Origin of the sequence: Streptomyces sp. NPDC058051, assembly GCF_042885475.1 — a bacterium.
GTDB lineage: Bacteria > Actinomycetota > Actinomycetes > Streptomycetales > Streptomycetaceae > Streptomyces.
In genome coordinates this window covers 366,497-390,926 of record NZ_JBHVRW010000004.1, presented here as the reverse complement: position 1 = coordinate 390,926, position 24,430 = coordinate 366,497, and the positions used below count along the sequence as shown (strand labels likewise).

Here is a 24,430-nt window from a genome sequence, read left to right as displayed (position 1 = left end):
TACGTACCCTTCCGGTCCATCCCCGAGTGACGTGGGTCGTGCCTAGCGTGGTGGCCAGTGGGGCCACTTCGGCGAAGGGATGCTTCCATGCGGGTCGGAGTGCTGACCGGCGGCGGCGACTGCCCCGGGCTCAACGCGGTCATCCGCGCCCTCGTCCGCAAGGGCGTGCAGGAGTACGGCTACGACTTCATCGGTTTCCGGGACGGCTGGCGCGGTCCGCTGGAGGGCGAGACGGTGCCGCTCTCCATCCCGGTGGTGCGCGGCATCCTGCCGCGGGGCGGCACCATCCTCGGTTCCTCGCGCACCGATCCGCTCGGTGCGGAGCACGGCGTCCGCCGGATCAGGGACAACCTCGCCGCGTACGAGGTCGATTCGCTCATCGCGATCGGCGGCGAGGACACCCTCGGCGTGGCGGCGGCCCTGTCGGGCGAACACGGCATCAAGTGCGTCGGCGTTCCCAAGACCATCGACAACGACCTCTCCGCCACCGACTACACCTTCGGCTTCGACACGGCCGTCTCCATCGCGACGGAGGCCATCGACCGGCTGCGCACCACCGCCGAATCCCACAAGCGGGTCCTCGTCGTCGAGGTGATGGGCCGTCATGCGGGCTGGATCGCGCTCCACTCGGGACTGGCCGGAGGTGCGAACGTCATCCTCATCCCGGAACAGCGCTTCGACATCGAGCAGGTGTGCGCCTGGGTGACGTCCCGTTTCAGGGCGAGCCACGCACCGATAGTGGTCGTCGCCGAGGGCGCCCTGCCGAAACAGGGCGGGATGACCCCTCAGGACGGACCGCGTGACCGCTTCGGCCGGGGTTGGCACCCCGGCGTGGGTGAATGGCTCGCCGGGGAGATCGAGAGCCGCACCGGCAAGGAGGCACGCACCACCGTCCTCGGCCCCGTCCAGCGCGGCGGCACCCCCAGTGCCTTCGACCGCTGGCTGGCCACCCGCTTCGGCCTGCACGCGATCGACGCCGTGCGGGACGGCGACTTCGGCACGATGGTCGCCCTGCGAGGCACCGACATCGTCCGGGTGCCGATCGCGGAGGGGATCGCCCGGCTCAAGACCGTCGATCCGGCCCTCTACGCGGAGGTGGGTGTCTTCTTCGGCTGAGCGGCGCGCCGGGGCAGGCGCCGGGGCGGGCGGTACGGCGAGTACCGGCGCCCGGCTGAGTACCGGCGCCGGGCTGAGCGGCACGCCCCGGCCGGTGACCGGGACAGGCGGTAGGGCGAGCACCGGCGGCACAGTGCGGGCCGGGGCCGTATATTCGCGATGACCGTCCCCACATCACCTGGTATGCCCAGCAAGCAGGAGGAATTGTGGAAATCCTGGCATTCGGCGTGCAGTCCGATGAGAAGCCGCTGATCGAGAGGGCCATCGGGAAGGCCTTCGCCGGGCAGCACGAGGTCCGTTGCCTGGACGTCTTCCTGACCAAGGACACCGCCCCCATCGCGGCGGGCTACGAGATCATCTCCACCAGCGTCAACGCCGACCTGGGCAGCAGCGTCCTCCAGACCCTCGCGACGGGCGGCACGCAGATGATCGCCCAGCGGTCCACCGGCTTCAACAACATCGACCTCGACGTCGCCGAGCGGCTCGCGCTGCGGGTCGCCCGCGTCTCCTTCTACTCGCCGTACTCGGTCGCGGAGTTCGCCTGGACCCTCGCCATGGCGGTCAACCGCCGCATCATCCGGGCCGCGAGCCGCACCCGGGACTTCGATTTCCGGCTCGACGGACTGCTCGGCCGGGACATGCACGGCCGCACGGCCGGAGTGATCGGTACCGGCAAGATCGGCGAAGCCTTCACCCGGATCGCCCACGGCTTCGGCATGAGGCTGCTCGGCTGGGACATCACCGAGAACCCGGCCTGTGCCGCACTCGGCATGGAGTACGTCGAGAGGGAGCGGCTCCTCGCCGAGTCGGACCTGATCAGCCTGCACGTCCCGCTGCTGCCCTCGACCCACCACATCATCGACGAGGACGCCCTGAAGCACATGAAGGACGACGCGATCCTGATCAACTCCAGCCGCGGTGGACTCATCGACACCACGGCGCTGGTCGCCGAGCTGCGCGCGGGCCGTCTCCTGGGCGTCGGACTCGACGTGTACGAGGCGGAGGCGGGCCTCTTCTTCCTCGACAAGTCCCTGGAGGGCATCGACGACGACACGCTCGCCCGGCTCGTCACGTTCCCGAACGTCGTCGTGACCTCGCACCAGGCGTACTACACCCAGGACGCCGTGGCCCAGATCATCGACGCCACCGTCCAGAACGTCGCCGACCACCTGGCCGGCCGCCGCAGCGACAACGTCCTCGTCCCCCGACGCTGACGCGGCCAAATCCGACTCCCTCCGCCCCTGCGCGTCCTCCCACCCCGCTGGGAGCCGCCCTCCGCCTCCCCTCCGTCCGCGTCCTCCCGCCCCGCCGGGATCCCGCCCTACGGGGCCCCGGAACTCCTCCGGGGCCCCGTCCTCTTCCTTTTCCTTTTCCCCTTCCCCTTCCCCTTCCCCTTCCCCTTTCTTCTTCCTTCAGCTTCCTCTTCCTTCAGCCAGCCACAGGCAGCCCCGCCAGCAGTTCGGCCACGATCGTCGCGCCGCGCAGGGTGAGCACCGACTCGGGGTGGAACTGCACCGAGGCGAAGCCCGGCCCGCGCAGCGCGTGCAGCTCGCCGCCGGCCGCGTCGAGGCTCGCCTCGATACCGTGCGCCGCCAGTTCGGCGACCGCGCCGTCGTCGCAACGCGCGGTGAAACTGTTGTAGAAGCCGACCGTCTCCGGCCGCCCGAACAGCTCGATCCGGGTCTGTGCGCCCTGGTACGGCACGGTCTTGCGGACGATCTCCAGGCCGAGCTCCGCCGCGATCAGCTCATGGCCGAGGCAGACCCCCAGCAGCCCGTGCCGGTGGTCGCGCACCAGTTCCGCGGCGAGCTGGCGCATCAGCCGCATCTTCGGATCGGCGGTGTCGCCCGGATCGCCGGGCCCGGGCCCCAGCACGACCGGACCCTCGTGCGCCCGCACCCGCGCCCGAAGCCCCGGCTCGTCGTAGCGGTGCACCGACACCTCCAGTCCCGAGGAACGCAGGAGATGCGCCAGCATCGCGGTGAACGTGTCCTCCCCGTCGATCACCAGCGCGTGGCCGGACAGCTCGTGGGTGGTCTCCTGCATCCGCAGCCAGAACGGTGCGAGACCGTCGCGCCGGGCATCCAGCGCCGTCTGGATCCGCGGGTCGGCCGCCAGGCGGGCGTGCGCCGGCCCCTCCCTCTTCCGGGCTGCCGGCCGCACCCCCAGCGCGGCCAGCACCCCGGCCGCCTTCGCATGGGTCTCGGCGACCTCGCTGTCCGGGTCGGAGTGGCGGACCAGCGTCGCTCCGACGGGCACCCGCAGACGGCCGTCGGCCGAGATGTCGGCGGTACGGATCAGGATCGGCGAGTCCAGGGTCTGCGCCCCGCCCGGCTCCTGCCGCAGCAACGCCAGCGCGCCCGCGTAGTACCCGCGACCGCCCGGTTCGTACCGCTCGATGACCCGGCAGGCGTTCTGCACGGGCGAGCCGGTGACCGTCGCCGCGAACATGGTCTCCTTCAGCACCTCCCGCACATCCAGCGAGGAACGCCCGCGCAGCTCGTACTCCGTATGGGCGAGATGGGCCATCTCCTTGAGCCGCGGTCCGATCACCACCCCGCCCATGTCGCCGACCGTGCACATCATCTTGAGTTCCTCGTCGACCACCATGGAGAGCTCGTCCCGCTCCTTGCGATCGGCGAGGAAGGCCAGCAGGCTCTCGACCGTCGGGCCCTCGGCGGGGTAGCGGTAGGTCCCGCTGATCGGGTTCATCACGACCGTCCCGCCGGACATCCGCACGTGCACCTCGGGGCTGGCGCCGACGAGCGTCCGCCCGCCCGTCGCGGAGGGCCCCTCGGGGCCGCTGTCGCCCGTGTGCACGACGAACGTCCAGTACGCGCCCCGCTCACCGGCCAGCAGCCGTCGGAAGAGGGCCAGTGCGTCGGCCCGGCCGAAGCCGGGAATCTCCCCCCGGAAGGTCCGGCGGATGACGAAGTTCGCCCCCTCGCCCTGCCCGATCTCGTCCTCGATGACGCGCCGGACGATCCCGGCGTACTCCTCGTCGGGGACGTCGAAAGCACCGTCCTCGACCGTCACGGCATGGTCCGGCAGCTGCTCCAGCACCTCGGCCAGCGGCAGCACGCAGGTCTCTTCCGCGACCAGCACGGACAGCGGCGTTCCGTCGTCGCGCACATCGAAACCGCGCTCGGCGATCTGCCGGAACGGCACCAGCGCGAGCGAGGGCAGTGCGCCGACCGGAAGGTCGGCGAGCCGGTCCACTTCCCGCACCCGGCCGATCAGCACCTCCACGGTGTCCTGGTCATGGCCGGGAGTGCGGCGGCGCAGCAGTGCGAACGGCGGGCAGTCGTCGGCGAGAAGCCTCTCGACGACGCGAGCGGTGCGGTGCGGCATGGGTTGTTCCTTCCGGGAGGGAGGAACGGCCCCCGGAACGCGGAGAAGGCCGCCCCTCGGGCGGCCTTCGCGTGGTCTGTCGCGCGATCGATCAGTGGGCCGCCGGATGAGCGGTCCACCACCAGTTCTGGGTCGTCTGCGCGAACATGCTCCGAACCTTAACGGATGACCATGCCGTCCGAGCACGCGTCTCAACTGCTGAGCTTGAGGCAGGACGCACCGCCCGACACCGTAATGTTGTCCGTGTGACCGTGAACGCCAATACCTCCGTCGCCGGTGGCCACACCTGGCGAGACCTTCCCGCGGCGCAGCAGCCCGAGTACCCCGATGCCGAGGCTCTGCGCGATGCACTCGCGGACCTCGCGTCGTATCCCCCGCTCGTCTTCGCGGGTGAGTGCGACCAGCTGCGTGCCCGTATGGGAGCCGTCGCCAAGGGCGAGGCGTTCCTGCTGCAGGGCGGCGACTGCGCCGAGGCCTTCGACGCCGTGTCGGCCGACCACATCCGGGCCAAGCTGAAGACGCTGCTCCAGATGAGCGCCGTCCTGACCTACGCGGCCTCGGTACCCGTCGTCAAGGTGGGCCGGATCGCCGGGCAGTACTCCAAGCCGCGCTCCAAGTCGACCGAGACCCGCGACGGCGTCACCCTGCCGACCTACCGCGGCGACTCCGTCAACGGCTTCGCCTTCACCGAGAAGGCCCGCGTCCCGGACCCGGAGCGGCTGAAGCAGATGTACCACGCATCCGCTTCCACGCTGAACCTGGTGCGCGCCTTCACCACCGGCGGTTACGCCGATCTGCGCCAGGTGCACGCCTGGAACCAGGACTTCGTGAAGTCGTCGCCGTCCGGCCAGCGCTACGAGGCGCTCGCCCGCGAGATCGACAACGCGCTGAACTTCATGAAGGCGTGCGGCACGGATCCGGCCGAGTTCAAGGCGGTCGAGTTCTACTCCTCGCACGAGGGCCTGCTGCTGGACTACGAGTCGGCGCTGACCCGCACCGACTCGCGCACCGGAGAGCTGTACGACACCTCCGGCCACTTGATCTGGATCGGTGAGCGCACCCGCCAGATGGACGGCGCGCACATCGAGTTCGCCTCGAAGATCCGCAACCCCCTCGGCATCAAGCTCGGCCCGACGACCACCGTCGACGAGGCGCTCGGCTACGTCGACCGCCTCGACCCCGAGCGCGAGCCCGGCCGGCTGACCTTCATCGTCCGCATGGGCGCCGACAAGGTCCGCGACAAGCTCCCCGAGCTGGTCGAGAAGGTGACCGCCTCCGGTGCGGTGGTCGCCTGGGTCACCGACCCGATGCACGGCAACACCTTCGAGGCCGCCTCCGGCCACAAGACCCGTCGTTTCGACGACGTCCTGGACGAGGTGAAGGGCTTCTTCGAGGTGCACAAGGCCCTCGGTACGCACCCGGGAGGCATCCACGTCGAGCTGACCGGTGACGATGTCACCGAGTGCGTCGGCGGCGGACACGAGATCTTCGTGGACGATCTGCACCAGCGCTACGAGACGGCCTGCGATCCGCGGCTCAACCGCAGCCAGTCCCTCGACCTGGCGTTCCTGGTCGCCGAGATGTACCGGGACCAGTAGGCGCCACCGCAGGCAGCGCGCGCAGGACCGTGGGGCACGGATCGATGTGATCCGTGCCCCACGGAGCGTTCTGAGGCTTTCGAGGACTTTCGGCGCCGGGTAAGGTTAGGTTAGCCTCACCGATTAGCGGGGGGTGGCAACGGCCGATCCCGCCGGGAGGTGAACCGCATGTACGTCTGCTCGTGCTTCGGCATTACGGAGAAGCAGGTCAAGGAACATGCGGAAGCCGGGGCGTGCACGCCCCGCCAGATAGCCTCCGCCTGCAAGGCGGGCACGGACTGCGGTGGCTGTGTCCGCGCCATCCAGGCCGTCCTCGGCCGCGGCGCCTGTCCGCGCCGCGAACTGCTCGACGGGAAGCGCGCTCCCGGCACCCCGGCCGACGCCGCCCCCAGGACGGCTCCCGCCGTCGCCCCCGGTGTGACCCCGGGCATCCGGCTCTCCGAAGCGGCCTGACCGCCGCGAAGGCCGGGGTTCGGCCCTGGGCTCCGGTGCCGGCGACTCGTACGTCCAGTCCGAGGTCTTCCGGCCGGCACATCGAGAGCACGCACCCCGCGCCGCTCCTTGACGGGCGAACGTTGCCTGCCGCGCCCGCCGGGAATTACGGGACAGCCCTCAGCTGTCCGGCTGCTCGATCTGCTGGGCGATGTACAGCGCCTCACCGAGCTTCTCGACCAGTTCCAGCTGGGTGTCGAGATAGTCGATGTGGTGCTCCTCGTCGGCCAGGATCGACTCGAAGATGTTTGCGGACGTGATGTCGCCCTTGCCGCGCATCAGCTCGATCCCGCGCTTGAGGCGGTCGATCGCCTCCACTTCGACCTGGCGGTCGGCCTGGAACATCTCGGTGACGGTCTGCCCCACCCGTACGTGGAACAGCCGCTGGTAGTTGGGCAGTCCATCGAGGAAGAGGATGCGGTCCGTGAGGATCTCGGCGTGCTTCATCTCGTCGAACGACTCGGAGCGGGTGTACTTCGCGAGCTTCGTCCAGCCGAAGTTGTCCTGCATCTTCGCATGCAGGAAGTACTGATTGATGGCGGTCAACTCGGCGGTCAGCTGCTCGTTCAGGAACTCAAGGACCTCGGGGTCGCCCTGCATCGCAGAGACTCCTTCCAACCGGTGAACGGGGCAAGTTGGCCGCATCCTCGCATCGCACCCGATGATCGTCCAGTAAGTGCATACTTAGTACGGGTTGCCCGAATTGCCCCTGTCCTGGTCGGAACCATACCTGCCCGTCTGTCACCATGGAGTCATGGGTCAGCCGGAAAGCCGGGAAAACAGCGCGCCAGAGCCGTCCGAGCTTCCGCCGGGACAGCGACTCCAGCGCGGCTGGCCGGTCACCCACTACGGGCCGGTTCCCAAGTTCAAGCCCGACCGTTGGGAATTCCGGGTGTTCGGCGCCACGGCGGACGGCGAGAAGCACTGCTGGAACCACCAGGAGTTCTCGGTGCTGCCGTTCACCTCGGTCGTGGCCGATCTGCACTGCGTCACCAAATTCAGCATGCTCGGCGCCGAGTGGGGCGGAGTGCTCGCCCGTACGGTCCTGGAGCTCGCGCCCCCCGCGCCGCACGTCACGCACGTCATGGTCTGGGCCGAGTACGGGTTCAGCTCGAACCTGCGGTTCTCCGACTTCGCCTCGGACCGAACACTTTTCGCCACCCACAAGGACGGCGAACTGCTCACCGCCGAGCACGGTTTCCCGCTCCGGCTCATCGTGCCGCACCTCTACGCCTGGAAGGGGCCCAAGTGGGTCCGCGGCGTCGAGTACATGACGGCCGACCGCCGCGGTTTCTGGGAGGAGCGCGGCTATCACAACATCGGCGACCCGTGGCGCGAGCAGCGCTACTCCTACCAGGAGGAGCCCGGGGACGGCCCCGAGCTGTGACCCGACGGCCCGAGGCCGGGCCGCACACGTCCCCGGCGCGTGGTGGCCGGCCGAAGCGGCGGCAAGGCGCTCAGCCCCGGTGGCGCAGCCCCTTCAGCCGGGCCACATCCGCCGCGTGGCCTTCCTTGCCGCCCGGAGTCTCGATGATCAGCGGTACGCCGGCGGTCGCCGGATGGGAGAAGAGCTCCCGGAACGGCTCCTCCCCGATGTGACCGGCGCCGATGTTCTCGTGCCGGTCCTTGTGGGCTCCCACGACGTCCTTCGAGTCATTGGCGTGGATCAGTTTCAGCCGGCCTTCGCCCACCGTCCCGACCAGGAGATCCAGGGTCTGCCGCATGCCCTCAGGGCCCGTCAGATCGTGACCGGCCGCGTAGATGTGGCAGGTGTCGAGGCACACGCCGAGCCGGGGATGGGCGTCGAGCGCTTCGAAGTACGGGCCGAAGTCCCAGGTCCGCGAGCAGAGCGAGAAACCCTGCCCTGCGGTCGACTCCAGGAGCAGCCAGGGGTCGTCGTCGTGCGTCAGCTCGTCCAGGAGCGGCCGCATGTGCGTGCGGACCTGGGCGAGGGCCTGCGCGTGCGGCCGGCCGCCGGTCGCCGAGCCGGTGTGCACCACGACGCCCAGGGCGCCGATCTCGCGGGCCCGGCGCAGCGAGTGGCGCAGTGACTCCACGGACTTCTCGACGGTGGCCTCGGTGTGCGAACCGAAGTTGATCAGATACGGGGCGTGGACATAGACGGGTAGGGACTGGGCGTCGCACTCGGCGCGGAACTGCTCGTCCTGGGCCGGGTTGCCGACGGGTGTCGCCCAGCCGCGCGGGTTGGCGACGAAGACCTGGACGGCCTCCGCCCCCATCTCGCGCGCGTAGGGGAGGCCGACCTTGGCGAGGCCGCCGGCCACGGGAACATGGCCGCCGACGGGGTTGCGCATGTGGATCTAGAGTCCCTTGGTCTTGATGGTGATGGTGCTTCCTTCGGGGGCCTGCTCGCCGCCGTCGACGGACTGGCTCGCGACGGTGTCGCTGAAGGAGAGGAACGGCCGCTGGACCTTGACCTCGAAGCCCGCGTCCTCCAGCGCGCTCCTGGCCTCGTCGACATCCTTGCCGGTGACGTCAGGGACGTCGATCATCCGCGGTCCCTTGGAGACCGTGAGCGTGACGCTGTCGCCCTCGGCGGCCTCGGCGCCCTCGCCCGGCGACTGACGGGCGACGTCGCCCGCGTCCTCGGGGGCGTTGACCCGGTCGGGCAGCACCTTGGCCTTCAGCCCCTTCTCCGCCAGCGCGGCGGTGGCGTCGGCGACGGACAGTCCCGTGACATCGGGGATGTCGACCGGAGCGCCCTTGCTGACGACGAGGGCGATCGCGGAGTCCGGGTGGCGTTCGGTGCCCGAAACCGGATCCGTACGGATCACGTCGCCCCGTTCCGTCTCCTCGCTGAACTCCGTGGTGACCATGCCGGGTACCAGACCGGCCTTCTTCAGCGCGCGCCTGGCGTCCGCGAGCGAGAGGTCCTGGACATCGGGCACCTTCACGATCTCGGGGCCGCGCGAGATGACGAGCGTCACCGCGTCGTTCCCCCGGACACGGGCGCCGGACTTGGGGTCGCTGCTGATGACCTTGCCGCGCTCGACGGTGTCGCTGTAGTCGCGCGTGACGCCCTTGAGGCCCAGACCGGCGCCCGAGAGCCGGTCCCGGGCGGTCTTCTCGGTCTGGCCGAGCACGGACGGAACCCGGGTGAACTGCCCGGAGTTGATGTACCAGACGCCGGTACCGATCCCCAGCGCCAGGAGCACGGCGACGACCACGGCGACGACGGAGCGTCGCGGACCGCGGCGCCGCAGGCCGGGCCGAGCGGGCCGCGGCGGCACCGGAGGGGGCATCTCCAGCCGGCTGGTGTGATGGGCGACGCCCTGATCGGCCGGGAGCAGCCTCGGGATCACGCTCGTGCGGTCCTCGGCGGCGTCGTGCGCCTCGGCCAGGGCCTGCGGCGGTACGGCGTCCAGCTGGGCTTCGGTGAGGCCGGACCGGGCCTCACGGGCCTCGGCGAGCAGCGCCACCGCGTCGAACGGGCGGATCTCGGGGTTCCGGGCGGTGGCGCTCGCCACCAGGTCGTCGAGCGCGACCGGGAGCCCGGGGACGGCGGCCGACGGGGCCGGGACGTCCTCGTTGAGATGCTGGTAGATGACCTGGGCGGGTGTCTCGCCGGTGTGCGGCTTGGAGCCGGTCAGCATCTCGTACAGGACGACACCGCAGGCGTACACATCGGTGCGGGTGTCCGCCGTGCCGTCCTCTATCTGCTCGGGGGCGAGATAGGACACGGTGCCCAGGACCGATCCGGTGGTGCTGGTGACGGCGCCCACCGCCCGTACGAGACCGAAGTCGGCGACCTTCACCCGGCCGTCGTCCCCTATGAGGACGTTCTCCGGCTTCATGTCGCGGTGCACGAAGCCCGCCCGGTGCGCGGCGCCGAGGGCGGCGAGGACGGGTTCCAGGATGTCCAGCGCGGCCCTCGGCTGGAGGGCGCCACGGTCGCGCAGCACGTCGCGCAGGGTGCAGCCCGCGACGTACTCCATCGCGAGGTAGACGTACTGGCCCTGGGCGCCCTGGTCGAAGACCGCGACCACATTGGGGTGCGCCAGCCGGGCCACGGACTTGGCCTCGCGGATGAAGCGCTCGACGAACGAGGCGTCCGTGGCGAGTGCCGGATGCATCACCTTGAGGGCGAGCACCCGGTCGAGCCGGGTGTCCACGGCCCGGTAGACCGTGGCCATGCCGCCCACGGCGATGCGGGCATCGACGCGGTAGCGGCCGTCGAGCAGCTGCCCGACGAGAGGGTCCTGGAGGGTCGTATCCACGCAAGCGAGTCTACGAGCCGCCACGGACACGCCCCACGCGTCGGGGCGGACCCGGGGCAGTACTGCAGCGGAGCCGTGACAGGGACATGCGATCCACGGTGTCCGACCGGGTCCTGGCGGGCCGGTCCCGGTCGGTCAGAACGCCGGGCGCTCCGGGTCCAGCGCCGCGCGTCCCCCCACGGGCGACGATGCCTCGGCGAAGTGGCGGCGCGGGATCCGGCCCGCGCGGTACGCCAGGCGCCCGCCCTCCACCGCGTGACGCATCGCCGCGGCCATCAGCTCCGGCTCCTGGGCCCGGGTCACCGCGGACGCCAGCATCACCGCCGCGCACCCCAGCTCCATCGCGAGCGCCGCGTCCGAGGCCGTCCCGGCGCCCGCGTCGAGAATCACCGGCACCCGGGCCTGCTCGACGATCAGCCGGAAGTTGTGCGGATTGCGGATGCCGAGGCCGGAACCGATGGGGGAGCCGAGCGGCATCACCGCCGCGCACCCCACGTCCTGGAGCCTGCGGGCCAGCACCGGGTCGTCATTGGTGTACGGCAGCACGGTGAAGCCGTCGTCCACCAGGATCTCGGCGGCGTCCAGCAGCTCGATCGGGTCGGGGAGCAGAGTCCGCTCGTCGGCCACGACCTCCAGCTTGACCCAGTCGGTGCCGAGCGCCTCGCGCGCCAGCCGGGCGGTCAGCACGGCCTCGCCCGCGGTGAAGCAGCCCGCGGTGTTCGGCAGGACGCGAATGGAGAGCCGCTGGAGCACGGAGAGCACCGAGCCCTGCACGGTCGGATCGAGACGGCGCATCGCGACGGTGGTCAGCTCGGTGCCGGAGGCGGTCAGGGAACGCTCCAGGACGTCGAGGCTGGGAGCCCCGCCCGTCCCCATGATCAGCCGGGAGCAGAAGGCGGTGCCGCCGAGGGTGAAGAGGTCGTCGGACATGCTCAGCCTCCCTGGACCGCGGTCAGGACCTCGACGCGGTCACCGTCGCGGAGCGTGGCGGTGGGCCACTGGCCGCGCGGGACGACGGTCTCGTTGACGGCGGCCGCGACGCCGGAGGGCGCGGCGGTCAGCGTGGCGACCAGCGCCTCCAGGGTGGTGCCCGCGGCGAGCGGACGGACCGCCCCATTCACGGAAACGGAAACGGAAACGGACACGGAATCGGGGGCGGGCGCGGAGGCGGAGGCGGAGGCGGAGGCGGGCGCGGAATCGGAGGCGGGTACCGGCTCGAAGTCCGGCGTGGACGGGGAGGCGGGCACGGGCTCGGAGCGATGTGCGGGCGCGGTCATGCGGGCTGCTCCTGACGTACGGAGACGGCGGCGGACGGGAAACGGCGCGGCGTGAAGGGGAGGGCCGGCTCCGGCAGCTCGCCGCCGGCCAGGAGGTCCGCCATGACGTCACCGGTGACAGGGGTCAGCAGCACCCCGTTGCGGTGGTGGCCGGTGGCGAGGTGGAGACCGGGCAGGGCGGTGGGGCCGAGCAGCGGGGCGTTGTCGGGGGAGGTGGGGCGCAGACCGGCCCGCGTCTCGGCGAGGGGCAGTTCGGTGATGCCGGGAACCAGCTCGTGGGCGTCCCGCAGCAGTTCGTAGACGCCGCCCGCGGTGACGGTGGTGTCCCAGCCCATCTCCTCGCTGGTGGCGCCCACGACCAGTTCGCCGCTCTCGCGCGGTACGAGGTAGACATGACTGCCCCGGACGACGGCCCGGACGGTCCGGCTGAGGAAGGGCGCGTACGCGGTGGGCACGGTCAGCCGCAGCACCTGCCCCTTCACCGGCCGGACCGGCGGCACGACCTCGTCCGGAAGCCCCGGGAGCCGGCCGCTGAGGCTGCCCGCGGCGAGCACGACCTGGTCGGCGGCGAGCTGTGTACCGTCGGCGAGCACGGCTCCGGCGGCCCGGTCGCCCACCACCGTCAGCCGCTCCGCCCAGCCGCGGTGGAAGACCACCCCGGCCCGCTCGCAGGCGGTCAGCAGCGCGGCGGCCAGTCGGCGGGGATCGATCTGGTGGTCGCCGTCGACCCGCAGACCGCCGCGGACGCCCGGCGCGAGCATCGGCTCCAGCCGACGGCATTCGCGGCCGGTGAGCCACTCCGACTCCAGGCCCGAACGTCGCTGCAGGGCATGCAGCTCCCGCAGATGGGTGCGGTCGTCGGCGTCCAGCGCGACGGCCAGGGTGCCACAGGTCCGGAAGCCGGTCTTCTGCCCGCTCGCCTCTTCCAACTCGGCCACGAAGGCCGGATAGCGGGCGGCGGAGGCGACACTGAGAGCCAGCAGCATCTCTTCGCCGTAGTGGAGTTCGGTGACGGCGGCCAGCATGCCGGCCGCCACCAGGGCGGCGCCGCCGCCCGGTTCGGGATCGGCGACCGCGGTGCGCAGTCCGCGTTGCGCGGCCCGCCAGGCGGTCACCAGACCGATGATCCCGCCCCCGATGACGAGGACGTCGGATCCGTTTCCGTTCCGAGAGGAACGCATGGGTCCGTTCCGAGAAGAACGCATGGGCGTCCAGCCCCTCCCTTCGCCGGCATGACCCGGATCAGGTTCGTACGGTCGGAGGCCGCCCCAGCCTCCCTCTCAGCCCGGTGCGTCCGGGCTCCCGCGAGTGTCTTACCGTGGCCACCCTAAACCCCGCCCCGTCATGTCTTTCGCGGTCCTGCAACGGGACCGCCGGCCTCCGGGCCCGGCATGACGGTTGCCCCCTGTCGACGACATGACCCGGAGGTGGTGTCACCGGGCCCGGAAGGTGTCGGCACAGACGCTGATGAGAGGCACGGCCTGTTCCGGCAGGACCAGCGGTGGGAAGGGGAGTCGCAGGAGGACAGCGGGACGAGCACGGTGGGAGAGCCGCCGCTGTCCTGACGTTCCGTCACGTGCTTAAGGTGTACGGGTGAGCGAGCAGCAGCAGTCAGACCGGCCGGACCGGCGGGCAGGGCGCCGCGTCGTCATCGTCGGCGCGGGCATGGCGGGTGTGCAGACGGCGGTGGCTCTGCGGGAACAGGGTTTCACCGGCCCCGTCACCCTGATCGGCGCCGAGCCCCACCAGCCCTACGACCGGCCCCCGCTGTCCAAGGCCGTCCTGCTCGGCACGGCCGAAGGCTCCGCCTTCGACATCGACTTCGAGGCGCTGGACATCGATCTGCGTCTGGGCCGCGAGGTCACCGGTGTGCGGCCGGGCGCGCATGAGCTGGACACCCTGTCGGGGCCCGTCCCCTACGACGTCCTGGTGATCGCGACCGGCGCCGAACCGGTCGTCCTGCCCGGCACCGAGGGCGTCCCCGGCGTCCATCTGCTGCGCACCCTCGACGACGCGGCACGGCTGCGGCCCGTCCTCGACGAGCGGCACGGCGTCGTGGTCGTCGGCGCGGGCTGGATCGGTGCCGAGTTCGCCACCGCGGCCCGCGCCGCGGGCTGCGCGGTCACCGTCGTGGAGGCCGCCGACCGGCCCCTCGCCGGCGCGATGCCCGCGGAGGTCGCCGCCCCGATGACCGCCTGGTACGCGGAGAGCGGCGCCGAACTCCTCACCGGAGCCCGGGTCGCCCGCATCGAACCCGGCCGGGTGATCCTCGCGGACGGCCGCACGATTCCGGCCGGAGCGGTCGTCGTCGGCATCGGCGCGCGGCCCGCCACCGACTGGCTGGCCGGTTCCGGTATCGCGCTCGGCCCCGACGGATCGGTGACCGCCGACGAGGCGCTGCGCACCTCGTTCCCCGATGTGTACGCGGTCGGCGACTGCGCCTCCTTCCCCTCCGCCCGCTACGGCGAACGCCTTCTCGTCCACCACTGGGACAACGCCCTCCAGGGCCCGCGGACCGCCGCCGCCAACATCATCGGAGCGGGGTCCGAGGGTGGCCCCGAGCCCCGGACGTACGACCCCGTGCCGTACTTCTGGTCCGAACAGTTCGACCGGTTCGTCCAGTACGCGGGCCACCACGGGGGTGCCGACACCCTGCTGTGGCGCGGCGATCCGGCCGGCCCCTCCTGGACGGTGTGCTGGCTGCGCGAAGGCGTCCTGGTCGCGGTCCTCGCGGTCGGCCGACCGCGCGATCTGGCGCAGGGGCGCAAGCTCATCGAGGCCGGGGCGCGGCTCGACGGGGTGCGCGCGGCCGACCCTTCCGTACCGCTGAAGGCGGCGACCCTCTGACGGAGTACCCCCGTACGGTCGGCCCGGCTTCCGACTGTCGGTGCGGGATGGCACGCTTGTCCCTGTGACCGAGATTGACGCAAAGATCGATGCTCTCGTCCCTGCCTGGCTCCACCTTCCCGACATCGCGGAAATGCTCGATGTCGAGGTGACACGTGTGCGGCAGCTGGTCAAGGAGGGCCAGCTCATCGCCGTACGCCGTGGTGAGAACCGGACGCTTCAGGTGCCGGCCGCCTTCATCGCCGACGACAAGGTGGTCAAGGGCCTCTCCGGCACCCTGACGCTCCTGAGGGACGACGGCTACTCCGTCGAAGAGATGCTGGAATGGCTCTTCACCCCCGACCCGACCCTGCCGGGCACCCCTGCCCAGGCACTGAGCGAGAATCGCGGAACGGAGGTGAAGCGCCGAGCTCAGGCGCTCGCCGTCTGACCGCAGGCCGCGGTTGAGGTGCGGGCCGCCCTGCACGGGGCGGCCCGCACCCCCGCGTCCGTACCGAGAACCGCTCGCTCCCTGGGGGAACCGCGCCATGCCCACGACCCGCGCGCCGCTGTCCGATGCCCGGCTCTATCTGTGCACGGACGCCCGTAAGCGCCAAGGCGACCTCCCCGCGTTCCTCGACGCGGTTCTCGCCGCCGGGGTGGACATCGTCCAACTGCGCGACAAGGGCATGGAGGCGGCCGAGGAGCTCGAACACCTGGCGGTCTTCGCCGAAGCCTGCAGGCGGCACGGCAAGCTCCTCGCGGTGAACGACCGGGCCGATGTCGCCCACGCCATCGGCTCCGATGTCCTCCACCTCGGCCAGGGCGACCTGCCGGTCCCCGCCGCCCGCGCCGTCATCGGCGAGGACGTGGTGATCGGCCGCTCCACCCACGCCGAGTCCGAGGTCGACGCCGCCGTCGCCGAGCCGGGGGTGGACTACTTCTGCACAGGCCCCTGCTGGCCCACCCCGACGAAGCCCGGCAGACACGCCCCGGGCCTGGACCTCGTGCGGTACGCCGCCTCGCTCGGCCCGCGGCGCCCGTGGTTCGCCATCGGCGGCATCGACGCGGGCAATCTCGACGAGGTGCTCGACGCCGGGGCGCGACGGGTCGTGGTCGTACGGGCGATCACCGAGGCCGACGACCCCGGCGCCGCCACCGCCGAACTGGCCGGGAGAATACGGGCGCGCACAGGGACGTGATTCGGCCAGGCGTCCGAAGGATGGACAAGTAATCGGTCAATTCGGACAATTCTCGTTGGACTTGCCCTGTGTCCGTCGCACTCTGGTTAACCTGCCGGTATGGCCCTTGGCACACCTTCTACCAGGACAGATCACGCGCGCACGGTGCGTGACCTCCTTGCGACCGGCAAGACCTCGTATTCGTTCGAGTTCTGGGCGCCGAAGACCGAGAAGGGCGAGCGGAACCTCTGGAACGCGCTGCGCCGCGTCGAGGCGGTGGGGCCGAGCTTCGTCTCCGTGACCTATGGGGCCGGTGGTTCCACCCGCGCCGGGACGGTCAAGGCCACCCAGCAGATCGCCGCCGACTCCACCCTCACCCCCGTCGCGCACCTCACGGCGGTCAACCACTCCGTCGCCGAGCTCCGCAACATGATCGGGCAGTACGCCGACGCCGGAATCCGGAACATCCTCGCCGTGCGCGGAGACCCGCCCGGCGACCCGACGGGTGAGTGGGTCGAGCACCCGCAGGGTGTGCGCTACGCGGCCGATCTCGTCCGGCTCATCAAGGAATCCGGCGATTTCTGCGTCGGCGTGGCGGCGTTCCCCGAGATGCACCCGCGCTCGACCGACTGGGACACCGACATCCGGCATTTCGTGGACAAGTGCCGTGCCGGTGCCGACTATGCGATCACCCAGATGTTCTTCGATCCGGACGACTATCTGCGGTTGCGTGACCGTGTGGTCGCCGCAGGTTGCGAAACGCCGATCATTCCCGAGGTCATGCCGCTGACGAACGTCAAGCAATTGGACCGGTTCGCGCAGCTCAGCAACGCGTCTTTCCCTTCCGCGCTGAAAGAACGGATCCTCGCCGTCAAGGACGATCCCGCCGCTGTACGCTCCATTGGCATCGACTTCGCAACGCAGTTCTGCGCGAAGCTGCGATCCGAGGGTGTGCCCGGACTGCACTTCATCACGCTCAACAACTCGACGGCGACGCTCGAAATCTACGAAAATCTCGGACTGCACAAGCAGTCGTGACCGGCCGTACCCGCCACGATCCGGGGCGGTGGCCGTAGAAGGGGGCGGGCATGGGCTGGACAGTCCTCTACATCGCGTTCGGAATCGTCGCGCTGTGGCTGCTCGGCGAGGTGCTCCTGCAGTACAAGGCGCGGCTGCGCTGGCGTCTGCTCGCCTTCGCGGGCTTCGGCTGTGTGGTCGTCGGCGTACTGATGCCGTCCGTGTTCGTCATCGCCGTCGGCACGATCGCGTTCGCGACCGGTCAGACCTACGTCACGCTGTCCTTCCGGCGCGGCTTCTCGACCGGCTGGGCGATAGGGGGCAACCCCGGCGAGAGCCGCCGCCGCCGGGGTGGGGGAACACGCGGCACACGCGAACCCACGCTTGAGGTGTCGGACCTGGAGATGGAGTCCGGCGAGCAGGTACCGCCCCGGCCGGACACCACGCCACCGGTCGCCGCGGTCTACGCGCCGCAGCCGCTGCCGGACGACACCGGCCAGTACGGCATCTACAGCGATCACCCGCAGGCGCGGCAGGGGCAGAACCAGGACCGGCCGTCCGAGCAGCAGCCCCAGTACGCGTCGTACGAGCCCTACGCCGATCACACCGCCTATCCGTCTCCCGGCCAGGATCCGTACGTGGGGCAGGGCTCCTTCGGCGGTCAGGATCCGTACGCGGGGCAGGGCTCCTTCGGCGGTCAGGACCCCTTCGCCGGGGGGTACGACTACGGCACGGGCGAGCAGCAGTACGCCGCGTACTCCGACCCGTACATCGGGACCGGCACCACCGCGGGCCCCACGCAGTACGCCTCGTACGACAGCTACGGCAACGGATACGACAGCTACGGCGGCCAGCAGCAGTACACGGCCGATCCGTACGCCCAGCAGTACGCCCCCGAGACCCCGCCCGGTGGCGTCTGGGTGCCGCAGCAGCGCGAGGGTGAGCAGTACCCGCCCGCGCCTCCGGAGCCGCCGACGCAGCCCGCCCCGTACCCGAGCGGCTACGACACCGGCTACAACGAGCAGCAGTACCGCTACTGACCACGGCCCCGCAGGGGCGGTGACCCGCCGGAGCGGCTGGAGCGGCCGGAAAGACCGGCAAGGGGCCCGCGACCGGATGTGTCCGACGCTCCGGTCCGTGGCGCGCACCCCTTGTGCCCAGAGGCGTCCGACGCCTCCCGTGGTGCCGGCGGCCTCTTCCTCATCGGGAGCCCCGGAACCCGTCCCCCTCCACGATCAGCCCGGCGACCAGCGCCCCCGACATTCCCGCGTGAGCGAGCCCGCCGCCCGGGTGCGACCAGCCGCCCGCTGCGTAGAGCCCGGGCAGCCGCGTGCGATTGCCCGGATGCAGATACGCGCCTCCTGCCCCGGCCAGCGCGGGCGCGGGCACCGAGCCACCCTCGGCGCCGGTGTCGGCCGCCGTCTCGGCCGGTGTCCGGATCTCGACGTGGAGCAGCCGCTCCCGCAGGCCGGGCACGGCCGCTCCGGCCACCTCGATCAGTGCGTCGGCGCACCGGTCGCGCAATGCCGTGTCCGTCCAGTCCACCGGCCCGTGCGGGGCGACCGTCGCGATCAGGGTCACCGCCTCGTGCGCGTCGTCGGGGCGGGTCGACGGGTCGTCCGGGCGCAGGACCGTCACCGTGGGCCGTCCGGCGACTCCTCCGCCGAACACCGCCTCGCGCTCCGCCGCACCGTCCGCCGGGTGCACCACGGTCCGGTGCACGGCATCCGCGGGCCGGGCACCGCGCAGCGACAGCAGGACCTGGAGCCGGCCGGGCACCACCTCCTGCCTCGGCCGCACCGCGACATCGCCCTCTCGCCGCAGCTCCTGACCGGGCACCAGGCCCGGATGCGGACGGGCCCCCAGCACCACGTGGTCGGCCTCGGCGACCGTCCCGTCCAGGAGCTCGACGCCTGCCGCCCGGCCGTCCTTCTCGAAGACCCGGGCCACCTCGCCGTCGAAGACGAAGGCCACCTTCCGGACCAGGCACCGCTCGTACAGCGCCTGCGCCAGGGCCCGGATCCCACCCAGGACGTACCAGCTGCCGAAGGTCTCCTCCATGTACGGCAGCAGGGCCGCCGCCGCCGGGGCGCGCAGCGGATCCAGGCCGTACGACAGGGCGTACCCGTCGAGGAGGGCGGCCAGCCGGGGGTCCGACAGCTCCCACGCGCCGACCTCCGTCACCGTGCCGGCCCGACGGGCCGGGCGCAGCAGCCGGCGCTGCCGGAGGGCCGGATACGGATCGCGGCCGAGCACCTGCCAGTCGGCGCGCAACGGCTCCTCCAGCAGGGGACGCCGGGAGCGGTCCCAGGCATCGCGCGCCCGGTCGAGGAACGCGCCCCAGGCCGCGCCCGCGCCGCCGCCGAGCGCGGCGTCCAGAGCGGCGACCACCCCGGCCCGTGAGGCGTTGGGCAGCGAGACGGCCGTGCCGTCCGCGAAGACGTGGCGGCTCGCCGGATCGACCTGGGTCAGGGTGACGCACTGCTCCAGCGGCTCCTTGCCCGTCTTCACGAACACGTCGCGGTAGACCGCGGGCAGGTGCAGCAGCGTGGGGCCGGTGTCGAAGGCGAAGCCTTCGTGGGTGTACCGGCCGACCGAGCCGCCGAAGGTCCCCGACCGCTCGTACACCGTCACCCGGTGGCCTGCCACGGCGAGCCGGGCAGCCGCCGCCATCGCGCCCATCCCGGCGCCGATCACCGCAATTCGTGCCATGCCAGTGACCTTAACGGCCACCTGTGACACTCAGTCCAGGGGCCAGTGCGAACCGCTCCCGGCCAGGTGCTTCTCCTCGCGGCGCCGGGCCCTGCGGCGCAGGAACCGGCGGATGCGGGAGGCCAGGAAGATCAGTACCGCTATGCCGAGCAGCAGCAGGACCGCGGCGATGACCGCGGATATCAGCGGATGGAATATCGCGAAGGTGATGATCCCCGCGACGCCCAGGTCCTCGACCGTGCTCACCGCGATGTTGCTGAACGGCTCGGGGGAGGTGTTGACCGCCATCCTGGTGCCGGCCTTCACCAGATGGCTCATCAGCGCGGTCGAACCACCGACGGCCCCGGCCGCCAGCTCCGGCAGCGAACCGCTCTCGCCGGCCAGCAGCGCCGCCACGACGGCCCCGGCGACCGGCCTGACGACGGTGTGCACGGAGTCCCAGACCGAGTCCGCGTACGGGATCTTGTCCGCCACCACCTCGCACAGGAAGAGCACACCGGCCACGACGAGGACGTCCGTGCGCTGCAGCGCACCGGGCACCTCGTCACTGATGCCGGTGGCGCCGAAGAGACCCAGCAGCAGGACCACGGCATAGGCGTTGATCCCGCTCGCCCAGCCGCTTGTGAACACCAGAGGAAGTACGGACACGGACGGGATCGTAACCAAACGGCGTTCGAACCGGGGTGGGTTCCGGTGCACAGCCCTGAGTATCCGTACTCAGGCCAGGAGATGAGTAGGGACGCGGATGGGTTCCCACCTGCGTGGACGGGAGAGTGGAGGGCACGGAGAGGGGCGCGGCCCCGGCACCGCCGGCACGGGGCGGCGGAACGGACGCGGCACTCCTTCCGGAGCGGGGGAGCAGGACGGAGGGCCCGGGGACCACGGGGGAGAACGGCGGTCGCGGGGGAGGCTCTCCGGCAGCACAGCGGACGCCGGTGCGGTGCGGGCTCGGGGGGATCGAGCCTCGCCGGACCGGCGTCCGCTGTGCTGCCGTGCGCGGTCGGCGGAGACCGGGTCAGCGCCCGCTGACCCGCCCGCGCAGCAGCAGCGACAGCGCCGAGTGCACATCGTCGATCGACCGCTCCGGCTGGAACGCCTGCCAGTCCAGCGCCGCCACCAGCACCATGCCGACCAGGGCGGCGGCCGTCAGCCCGATGTCGATCTCCTCGCTGAGCTCCCCGCTCTTCACCCCCGCGCGCAGCACGTCCTCGACGACGGCGACGGCCTCCTGGCGGACCACCAGGAGGGTCGCCTGCCAGGCCCGGTTGGTGCGCCACAGTTCCGCGACGTACAGCTGGGTGAAGGACGGGTAGCGGTCGATGAAGACAAGGCCGGCTCTGATCATCGCGTCCAGGGCCTCGACTGGGGTGCCGCCGCGGTCCTCGGTCTCCTCCGCCGCCGAGCGCAGCGAGGCGGTGAGCAGCCCGACGCCGTGGCGCAGCAGCTCCTCGAAGAGCTCGGTCTTGCTCTTGAAGTTGTAGTAGACCGTGCCCTTGGCGACCCCGGCGCGTTCGGCGATCTCGTCCACCGTGGTCGCCGAGAAGCCCTTCTCCGCGATGAGGGTCACGGCCGCCTCGTAGAGTTTCTGCCGGGTGGCCTGGCGGCGCGTGGTGCTACTGCTTTCCATGCCTCTGATTCTCACAGGTCCGGGCCCCCTCACAGACTCAGCTCCGGATGGAGCCTCACAGACTCAGCTCCGGATGGAGCCGCTCCGGAGTCCACACCTGCTTGCGGCGGGCGGAGACCGCGGTCAGGGCGAGTGCCCCGGCCGTGAAGGCCGACAGCACCGCGCAGCCCTGCCAGACGGGGCCGAGCCCGCCTCCCGTGATCAGCCGGCGCAGCCCCTCAACGACGTAACTCATCGGCAGGTAGGGGTGGATGGCGTTGAAGAACCCGGGGCTGGTCTGGACGGGATACGTCCCCCCGGCCGACGTCAGCTGGAGCATCAGGACAGCCAGCACGAGAATCCGTCCCGCAGCTCCGAACCGGGCATTGAGCCACTGGACGATCGCCGCGAAGCAGCAGGTCACCAGGGCCAGGAAGCCGATCGTCCCGACGGCGCGGGCCATCTGCAGCCCCAACCCCCAGTGCAGTACGGACATCAGGGCGGCCACCTGGACCAGACCGATCGCGGCCACCGGCAGCCAGCCCGCGAAGGCGATCCGCCAGGCGGAGGCCCCGGCGGCGAGCGCGCGCCGGTTGAGCGGCTGAATCAGCATGTACGCCACCATCGCGCCGACCCAGAGGGAGAGCGGGATGAAGTACGGGGCGAAGCCGGTGCCGTAGTTGGGGGCCGCGTGCAGCGACGAGGAGGCCAGCCGCACCGGGTCGGCCATGACGTCCGTCCGCGCGTCGCGGTCCTTCTTGTCGTAGTCGGGAATCCTGCCGACACCGTCGTTGAGCCCCTGGGCGAGGGCAGCCGATCCGTCGCCGAGCCGGATCAGGCCACCGTCCAGGTCGTTCGCGCCCTTCTTCAGATCGCTCACCCCGGTGTCCAGCTCGGCGGAGCCGGTCCTGGCCGAGACCAGGCCGGTGCGCAGTTCGCCCGCTCCCGTGGCGACTTCGTGGGCGCCGGTGTTGAGCGCGTTGACCTTCTTCACGGCGGACTTCAGGTCCTTGTCCAGGTGCGGCGCGCTCTCGGCCAGGTCCTCGGCCTTCTCCTGGAGGGAGGTCAACCGGGTGCGCAGCTTCTTCAGATCGCCGTCCTGGTTCGCCACCAGCGCGTTCACCTCGTCGGCGACCTTCGTGACATCGGCCGCGGCGGTGTTCGCGCGCTTCAGCGACGGGCAGACGGCGGGGTCGGCGAGCGGCTGCTCCGTGCAACGGCTGCGGTAGACCTCCGCCAGGTCGTCGGATGCCGTGTGGGCGGCCGTGGCCGCGGCGGGCGCCGTCTTCACCAGCAGGTCGAGGTTGTCCCGCACGGTCTGCGAGGTGTCGGCGACCAGCCGGGCGGTGTCGCCGACGGACGTGCCGTGGTCCTTCAGGAACGGGCGGACATCGGCTGCCATCCCGTTGACCTTGTCGGCGAGCGACTGGGTGCCGTCGGCCACGTGCCGGGAGCCGGTTTCGAGGTCGGCCGCGCCCTTGTTCAGCCTGACGATCCCACCGGCCAGACTGCTGCTGCCTGCCTTGGCGTTCTTCAGTCCGTCCGCGAGGTCCTTCGAGCCCTTCTTCGCCTTGTCGATGCCGCCTTCGAGGTCGTCGGCGCCCTTGGCGGCCTGCGCCGTGGCGTCGTGGAGGTCGGAGAAGCTGATGAAGATCCGGTCGAGGAAGCCGCGCGAGGCGTTGACCGACGCGGCGGTGCGCACCTCCGAGAACACCGTCCGGGAGATCTGCCCGACGATGTAGTTGTTGGCGTCGTTGGTCCGCACCTGGAGTGCGCCCGTCTCGGGGGAGTCGCCCGAACTGGAGGCGATCCGCCTGCTGAAGTCCGACGGCATGGTGAGCGAGAGGTAGTACGTACCGTCCTCGACGCCCTTGTGCGCCTCGGCGGCGCTCACCTCGTGCCACTCGAAGGTCCGGGAGTCGAGGAGCTTGCCGGTGATCTCGTCGCCGACCGCGATGCGCTTGCCCGCGGCGGTGGCCCCTCTGTCGTCGTTGACCAGTGCGACGGGGATCTTGTCGAGACGGCTGTACGGATCCCAGAAGGAGCACAGGTAGAGGGCGCCGTAGAGCAGCGGCAGCAGCAGGAGCGCGATGAGTGCGGCGACCGGCAGCCTTCCCCTGCCGAAGCGCTTCAGCTCAAGAGCGGCCAGTTTCGGCGAACGCATCGTCCGCTCCCTCCTCGGTAGTGGTGCTCACGGCTTCGTCGTTCTGCGCGTGGGCCGGCGGGGCGGCGGTGCCGGTACGCACGGTGACGGTGTTCCCGGGGGCCTGGCTGCACACGGCGAGCACGGTCGTCCCGCTGTCGGCGACGGACCGCAGCAACTCCCAGGCCTCGGTCCGTTCGGAGTCGGCGAGCTTGAGATCGGTGTCGTCCACCGCGAGCAGCCGGGGCCGGCCGATCAGCGCGAGCGCGACGGACAGGCGCAGTGCCTCCAGCCGTTCCAGATCCCGTACGGAGGTCCGCTCGGCCTTGGGCAGGGCGGCGGGGTCGAGTCCGGCGGCTTCGAGCGCCGCGTCGATCCGTCCGCGCGCGGTGGCGACGCGCTCGGCGCGCGGACGCAGCAGGGTACGCGGCGAACTGTCGAAGCGGCGCTGCAGCAGGGCCCTCTCGCGCAGGTGCTCGGCGACGGTGAAGGCCGGGTCGAGCTCGTTCACCCCGGGCACCGGGCCCAGGGCGCTGATACGGCGTACGGCGGCCATCCGGCGCGGCAGGCGCAGCCCGTCGATCTCCGCCCGGCCCTCGGTGGGGCGCATCCGGCCGGTGAGGGCGAGCAGCAGGCTGGTGCGGCCGGAGCCGGACGGACCCTCGATCGCCACGAGCGAACCGGCCCCCGCCTCCAGGCCCACGCCCCGGAAGGCCCAGCCGCGCGGCCCCGAGAGCCCGAAGTCCTCGGCGGTGACGGCTGCCCCGTGCGGGCTGTCCGGGCTGTCCACAGACCCCTCCAGAGTTTTGAACTGACCAGTCAGTGCAAAAAGCTAGCCCGAACTCGCGATCGAAGCAAAGGGGCAGGTCAGGA

Annotated in this window: 23 protein-coding genes and 1 riboswitch; of the genes, 10 read left to right on the top strand and 13 right to left on the bottom strand. The window is 71.2% G+C overall.

Annotated elements, in window-relative coordinates; all coding sequences use genetic code 11:
* Positions 1–87: 87 nt before the first annotated feature.
* Positions 88–1,116, top strand: a complete 1,029-nt coding sequence (locus ACFVUT_RS09700; RefSeq protein WP_389645915.1) for a 6-phosphofructokinase — start codon at positions 88–90, stop codon at positions 1,114–1,116.
* Positions 1,117–1,322: 206 nt separating this feature from the next.
* Positions 1,323–2,330, top strand: a complete 1,008-nt coding sequence (locus ACFVUT_RS09695; protein ID WP_389645918.1) for a 2-hydroxyacid dehydrogenase — start codon at positions 1,323–1,325, stop codon at positions 2,328–2,330.
* Positions 2,331–2,544: 214 nt separating this feature from the next.
* On the opposite strand, the gene ACFVUT_RS09690 is transcribed toward ACFVUT_RS09695, so the two are convergent.
* Positions 2,545–4,467, bottom strand: a complete 1,923-nt coding sequence (locus ACFVUT_RS09690; protein ID WP_389645920.1) for an anthranilate synthase family protein — start codon at positions 4,465–4,467, stop codon at positions 2,545–2,547.
* A gap of 91 nt (positions 4,468–4,558) precedes the next feature.
* Positions 4,559–4,615 carry a trp operon leader peptide gene (locus ACFVUT_RS09685; protein ID WP_078513512.1) on the bottom strand — a complete coding sequence of 19 codons (57 nt, stop codon included), beginning with the start codon at positions 4,613–4,615 and terminating at the stop codon, positions 4,559–4,561.
* Positions 4,616–4,718: 103 nt separating this feature from the next.
* Here ACFVUT_RS09685 and ACFVUT_RS09680 point away from each other — a divergent pair, with 103 nt between their 5' ends.
* Both ACFVUT_RS09680 and ACFVUT_RS09675 read left to right on the top strand, forming a co-directional pair.
* Positions 4,719–6,065 carry a class II 3-deoxy-7-phosphoheptulonate synthase gene (locus tag ACFVUT_RS09680; protein WP_389646813.1) on the top strand — a complete coding sequence of 449 codons (1,347 nt, stop codon included), beginning with the start codon at positions 4,719–4,721 and terminating at the stop codon, positions 6,063–6,065.
* Positions 6,066–6,233: 168 nt separating this feature from the next.
* Positions 6,234–6,518: a bacterioferritin-associated ferredoxin gene (locus tag ACFVUT_RS09675; RefSeq protein WP_389645923.1), complete on the top strand. Its 285-nt coding sequence runs from the start codon at positions 6,234–6,236 to the stop codon at positions 6,516–6,518.
* A 159-nt stretch (positions 6,519–6,677) separates the two neighbouring features.
* Here ACFVUT_RS09675 and bfr read toward each other — a convergent pair whose 3' ends face one another.
* The gene (gene bfr, locus ACFVUT_RS09670) at positions 6,678–7,157 is read right to left on the bottom strand and encodes a bacterioferritin (RefSeq protein WP_389645926.1); all 480 of its coding nucleotides are present in this window, start codon (positions 7,155–7,157) and stop codon (positions 6,678–6,680) included.
* Positions 7,158–7,311: 154 nt separating this feature from the next.
* Here bfr and ACFVUT_RS09665 point away from each other — a divergent pair, with 154 nt between their 5' ends.
* On the top strand, positions 7,312–7,944 hold the full coding sequence (locus tag ACFVUT_RS09665) for a sulfite oxidase-like oxidoreductase (RefSeq protein WP_389645929.1): 633 nt from the start codon (positions 7,312–7,314) through the stop codon (positions 7,942–7,944).
* Between the two features lie 70 nt (positions 7,945–8,014).
* Here the strand turns inward: ACFVUT_RS09665 and ACFVUT_RS09660 are convergent, their stop codons facing one another.
* From ACFVUT_RS09660 to thiO, 5 genes are all read right to left on the bottom strand, one after another.
* Entirely contained in the window at positions 8,015–8,872 is an 858-nt protein-coding gene (locus ACFVUT_RS09660; protein WP_389645932.1) for a deoxyribonuclease IV, read from the bottom strand.
* 6 nt (positions 8,873–8,878) lie between these two features.
* The gene (gene pknB, locus ACFVUT_RS09655) at positions 8,879–10,795 is read right to left on the bottom strand and encodes a Stk1 family PASTA domain-containing Ser/Thr kinase (RefSeq protein ID WP_389645935.1); all 1,917 of its coding nucleotides are present in this window, start codon (positions 10,793–10,795) and stop codon (positions 8,879–8,881) included.
* Between the two features lie 135 nt (positions 10,796–10,930).
* Entirely contained in the window at positions 10,931–11,725 is a 795-nt protein-coding gene (locus ACFVUT_RS09650; protein WP_389645938.1) for a thiazole synthase, read from the bottom strand.
* A 2-nt stretch (positions 11,726–11,727) separates the two neighbouring features.
* Complete coding sequence (gene thiS / locus ACFVUT_RS09645) at positions 11,728–12,072, bottom strand: sulfur carrier protein ThiS (protein ID WP_389645941.1); 345 nt, start codon at positions 12,070–12,072, stop codon at positions 11,728–11,730.
* Complete coding sequence (gene thiO, locus ACFVUT_RS09640) at positions 12,069–13,253, bottom strand: glycine oxidase ThiO (protein ID WP_389645944.1); 1,185 nt, start codon at positions 13,251–13,253, stop codon at positions 12,069–12,071. Before thiO ends, thiS begins: the two co-directional genes overlap by 4 nt.
* 21 nt (positions 13,254–13,274) lie before the next feature.
* Positions 13,275–13,388, bottom strand: a riboswitch (TPP riboswitch).
* A 277-nt stretch (positions 13,389–13,665) separates the two neighbouring features.
* Between thiO and ACFVUT_RS09635 the strand changes: the two genes are divergently transcribed.
* From ACFVUT_RS09635 to ACFVUT_RS09615, 5 genes are all read left to right on the top strand, one after another.
* Positions 13,666–14,919, top strand: a complete 1,254-nt coding sequence (locus ACFVUT_RS09635; RefSeq protein ID WP_389645947.1) for an NAD(P)/FAD-dependent oxidoreductase — start codon at positions 13,666–13,668, stop codon at positions 14,917–14,919.
* A gap of 64 nt (positions 14,920–14,983) precedes the next feature.
* Positions 14,984–15,349, top strand: a complete 366-nt coding sequence (locus ACFVUT_RS09630; RefSeq protein ID WP_389645950.1) for an Rv2175c family DNA-binding protein — start codon at positions 14,984–14,986, stop codon at positions 15,347–15,349.
* 97 nt (positions 15,350–15,446) lie between these two features.
* Positions 15,447–16,100 (top strand): thiamine phosphate synthase, encoded by a 654-nt coding sequence (gene thiE / locus ACFVUT_RS09625; protein ID WP_389645953.1) that lies wholly within the window; start codon positions 15,447–15,449, stop codon positions 16,098–16,100.
* 99 nt (positions 16,101–16,199) lie between these two features.
* The gene (gene metF / locus ACFVUT_RS09620) at positions 16,200–17,117 is read left to right on the top strand and encodes a methylenetetrahydrofolate reductase [NAD(P)H] (protein WP_389645958.1); all 918 of its coding nucleotides are present in this window, start codon (positions 16,200–16,202) and stop codon (positions 17,115–17,117) included.
* Positions 17,118–17,167: 50 nt separating this feature from the next.
* Positions 17,168–18,136: a hypothetical protein gene (locus ACFVUT_RS09615; RefSeq protein WP_389645961.1), complete on the top strand. Its 969-nt coding sequence runs from the start codon at positions 17,168–17,170 to the stop codon at positions 18,134–18,136.
* Between the two features lie 160 nt (positions 18,137–18,296).
* Here the strand turns inward: ACFVUT_RS09615 and ACFVUT_RS09610 are convergent, their stop codons facing one another.
* The 5 genes from ACFVUT_RS09610 to ACFVUT_RS09590 form a co-directional block, all read right to left on the bottom strand.
* Positions 18,297–19,808, bottom strand: coding sequence for a phytoene desaturase family protein (locus ACFVUT_RS09610; RefSeq protein WP_389645964.1), 1,512 nt, complete (start codon positions 19,806–19,808; stop codon positions 18,297–18,299).
* A 30-nt stretch (positions 19,809–19,838) separates the two neighbouring features.
* Positions 19,839–20,456, bottom strand: a complete 618-nt coding sequence (locus ACFVUT_RS09605) for a DUF4126 domain-containing protein (protein ID WP_389645967.1) — start codon at positions 20,454–20,456, stop codon at positions 19,839–19,841.
* A gap of 367 nt (positions 20,457–20,823) precedes the next feature.
* Positions 20,824–21,435, bottom strand: coding sequence for a TetR/AcrR family transcriptional regulator (locus tag ACFVUT_RS09600; protein ID WP_389645971.1), 612 nt, complete (start codon positions 21,433–21,435; stop codon positions 20,824–20,826).
* 55 nt (positions 21,436–21,490) lie between these two features.
* Positions 21,491–23,578 carry a YhgE/Pip family protein gene (locus ACFVUT_RS09595; RefSeq protein WP_389645974.1) on the bottom strand — a complete coding sequence of 696 codons (2,088 nt, stop codon included), beginning with the start codon at positions 23,576–23,578 and terminating at the stop codon, positions 21,491–21,493.
* A complete protein-coding gene (locus ACFVUT_RS09590) occupies positions 23,550–24,347 on the bottom strand; it encodes an ATP-binding cassette domain-containing protein (RefSeq protein ID WP_389645977.1) in 798 nt (265 codons plus the stop codon). The genes ACFVUT_RS09595 and ACFVUT_RS09590 overlap by 29 nt, the downstream gene beginning before the upstream one ends.
* Positions 24,348–24,430: the final 83 nt, after the last annotated feature.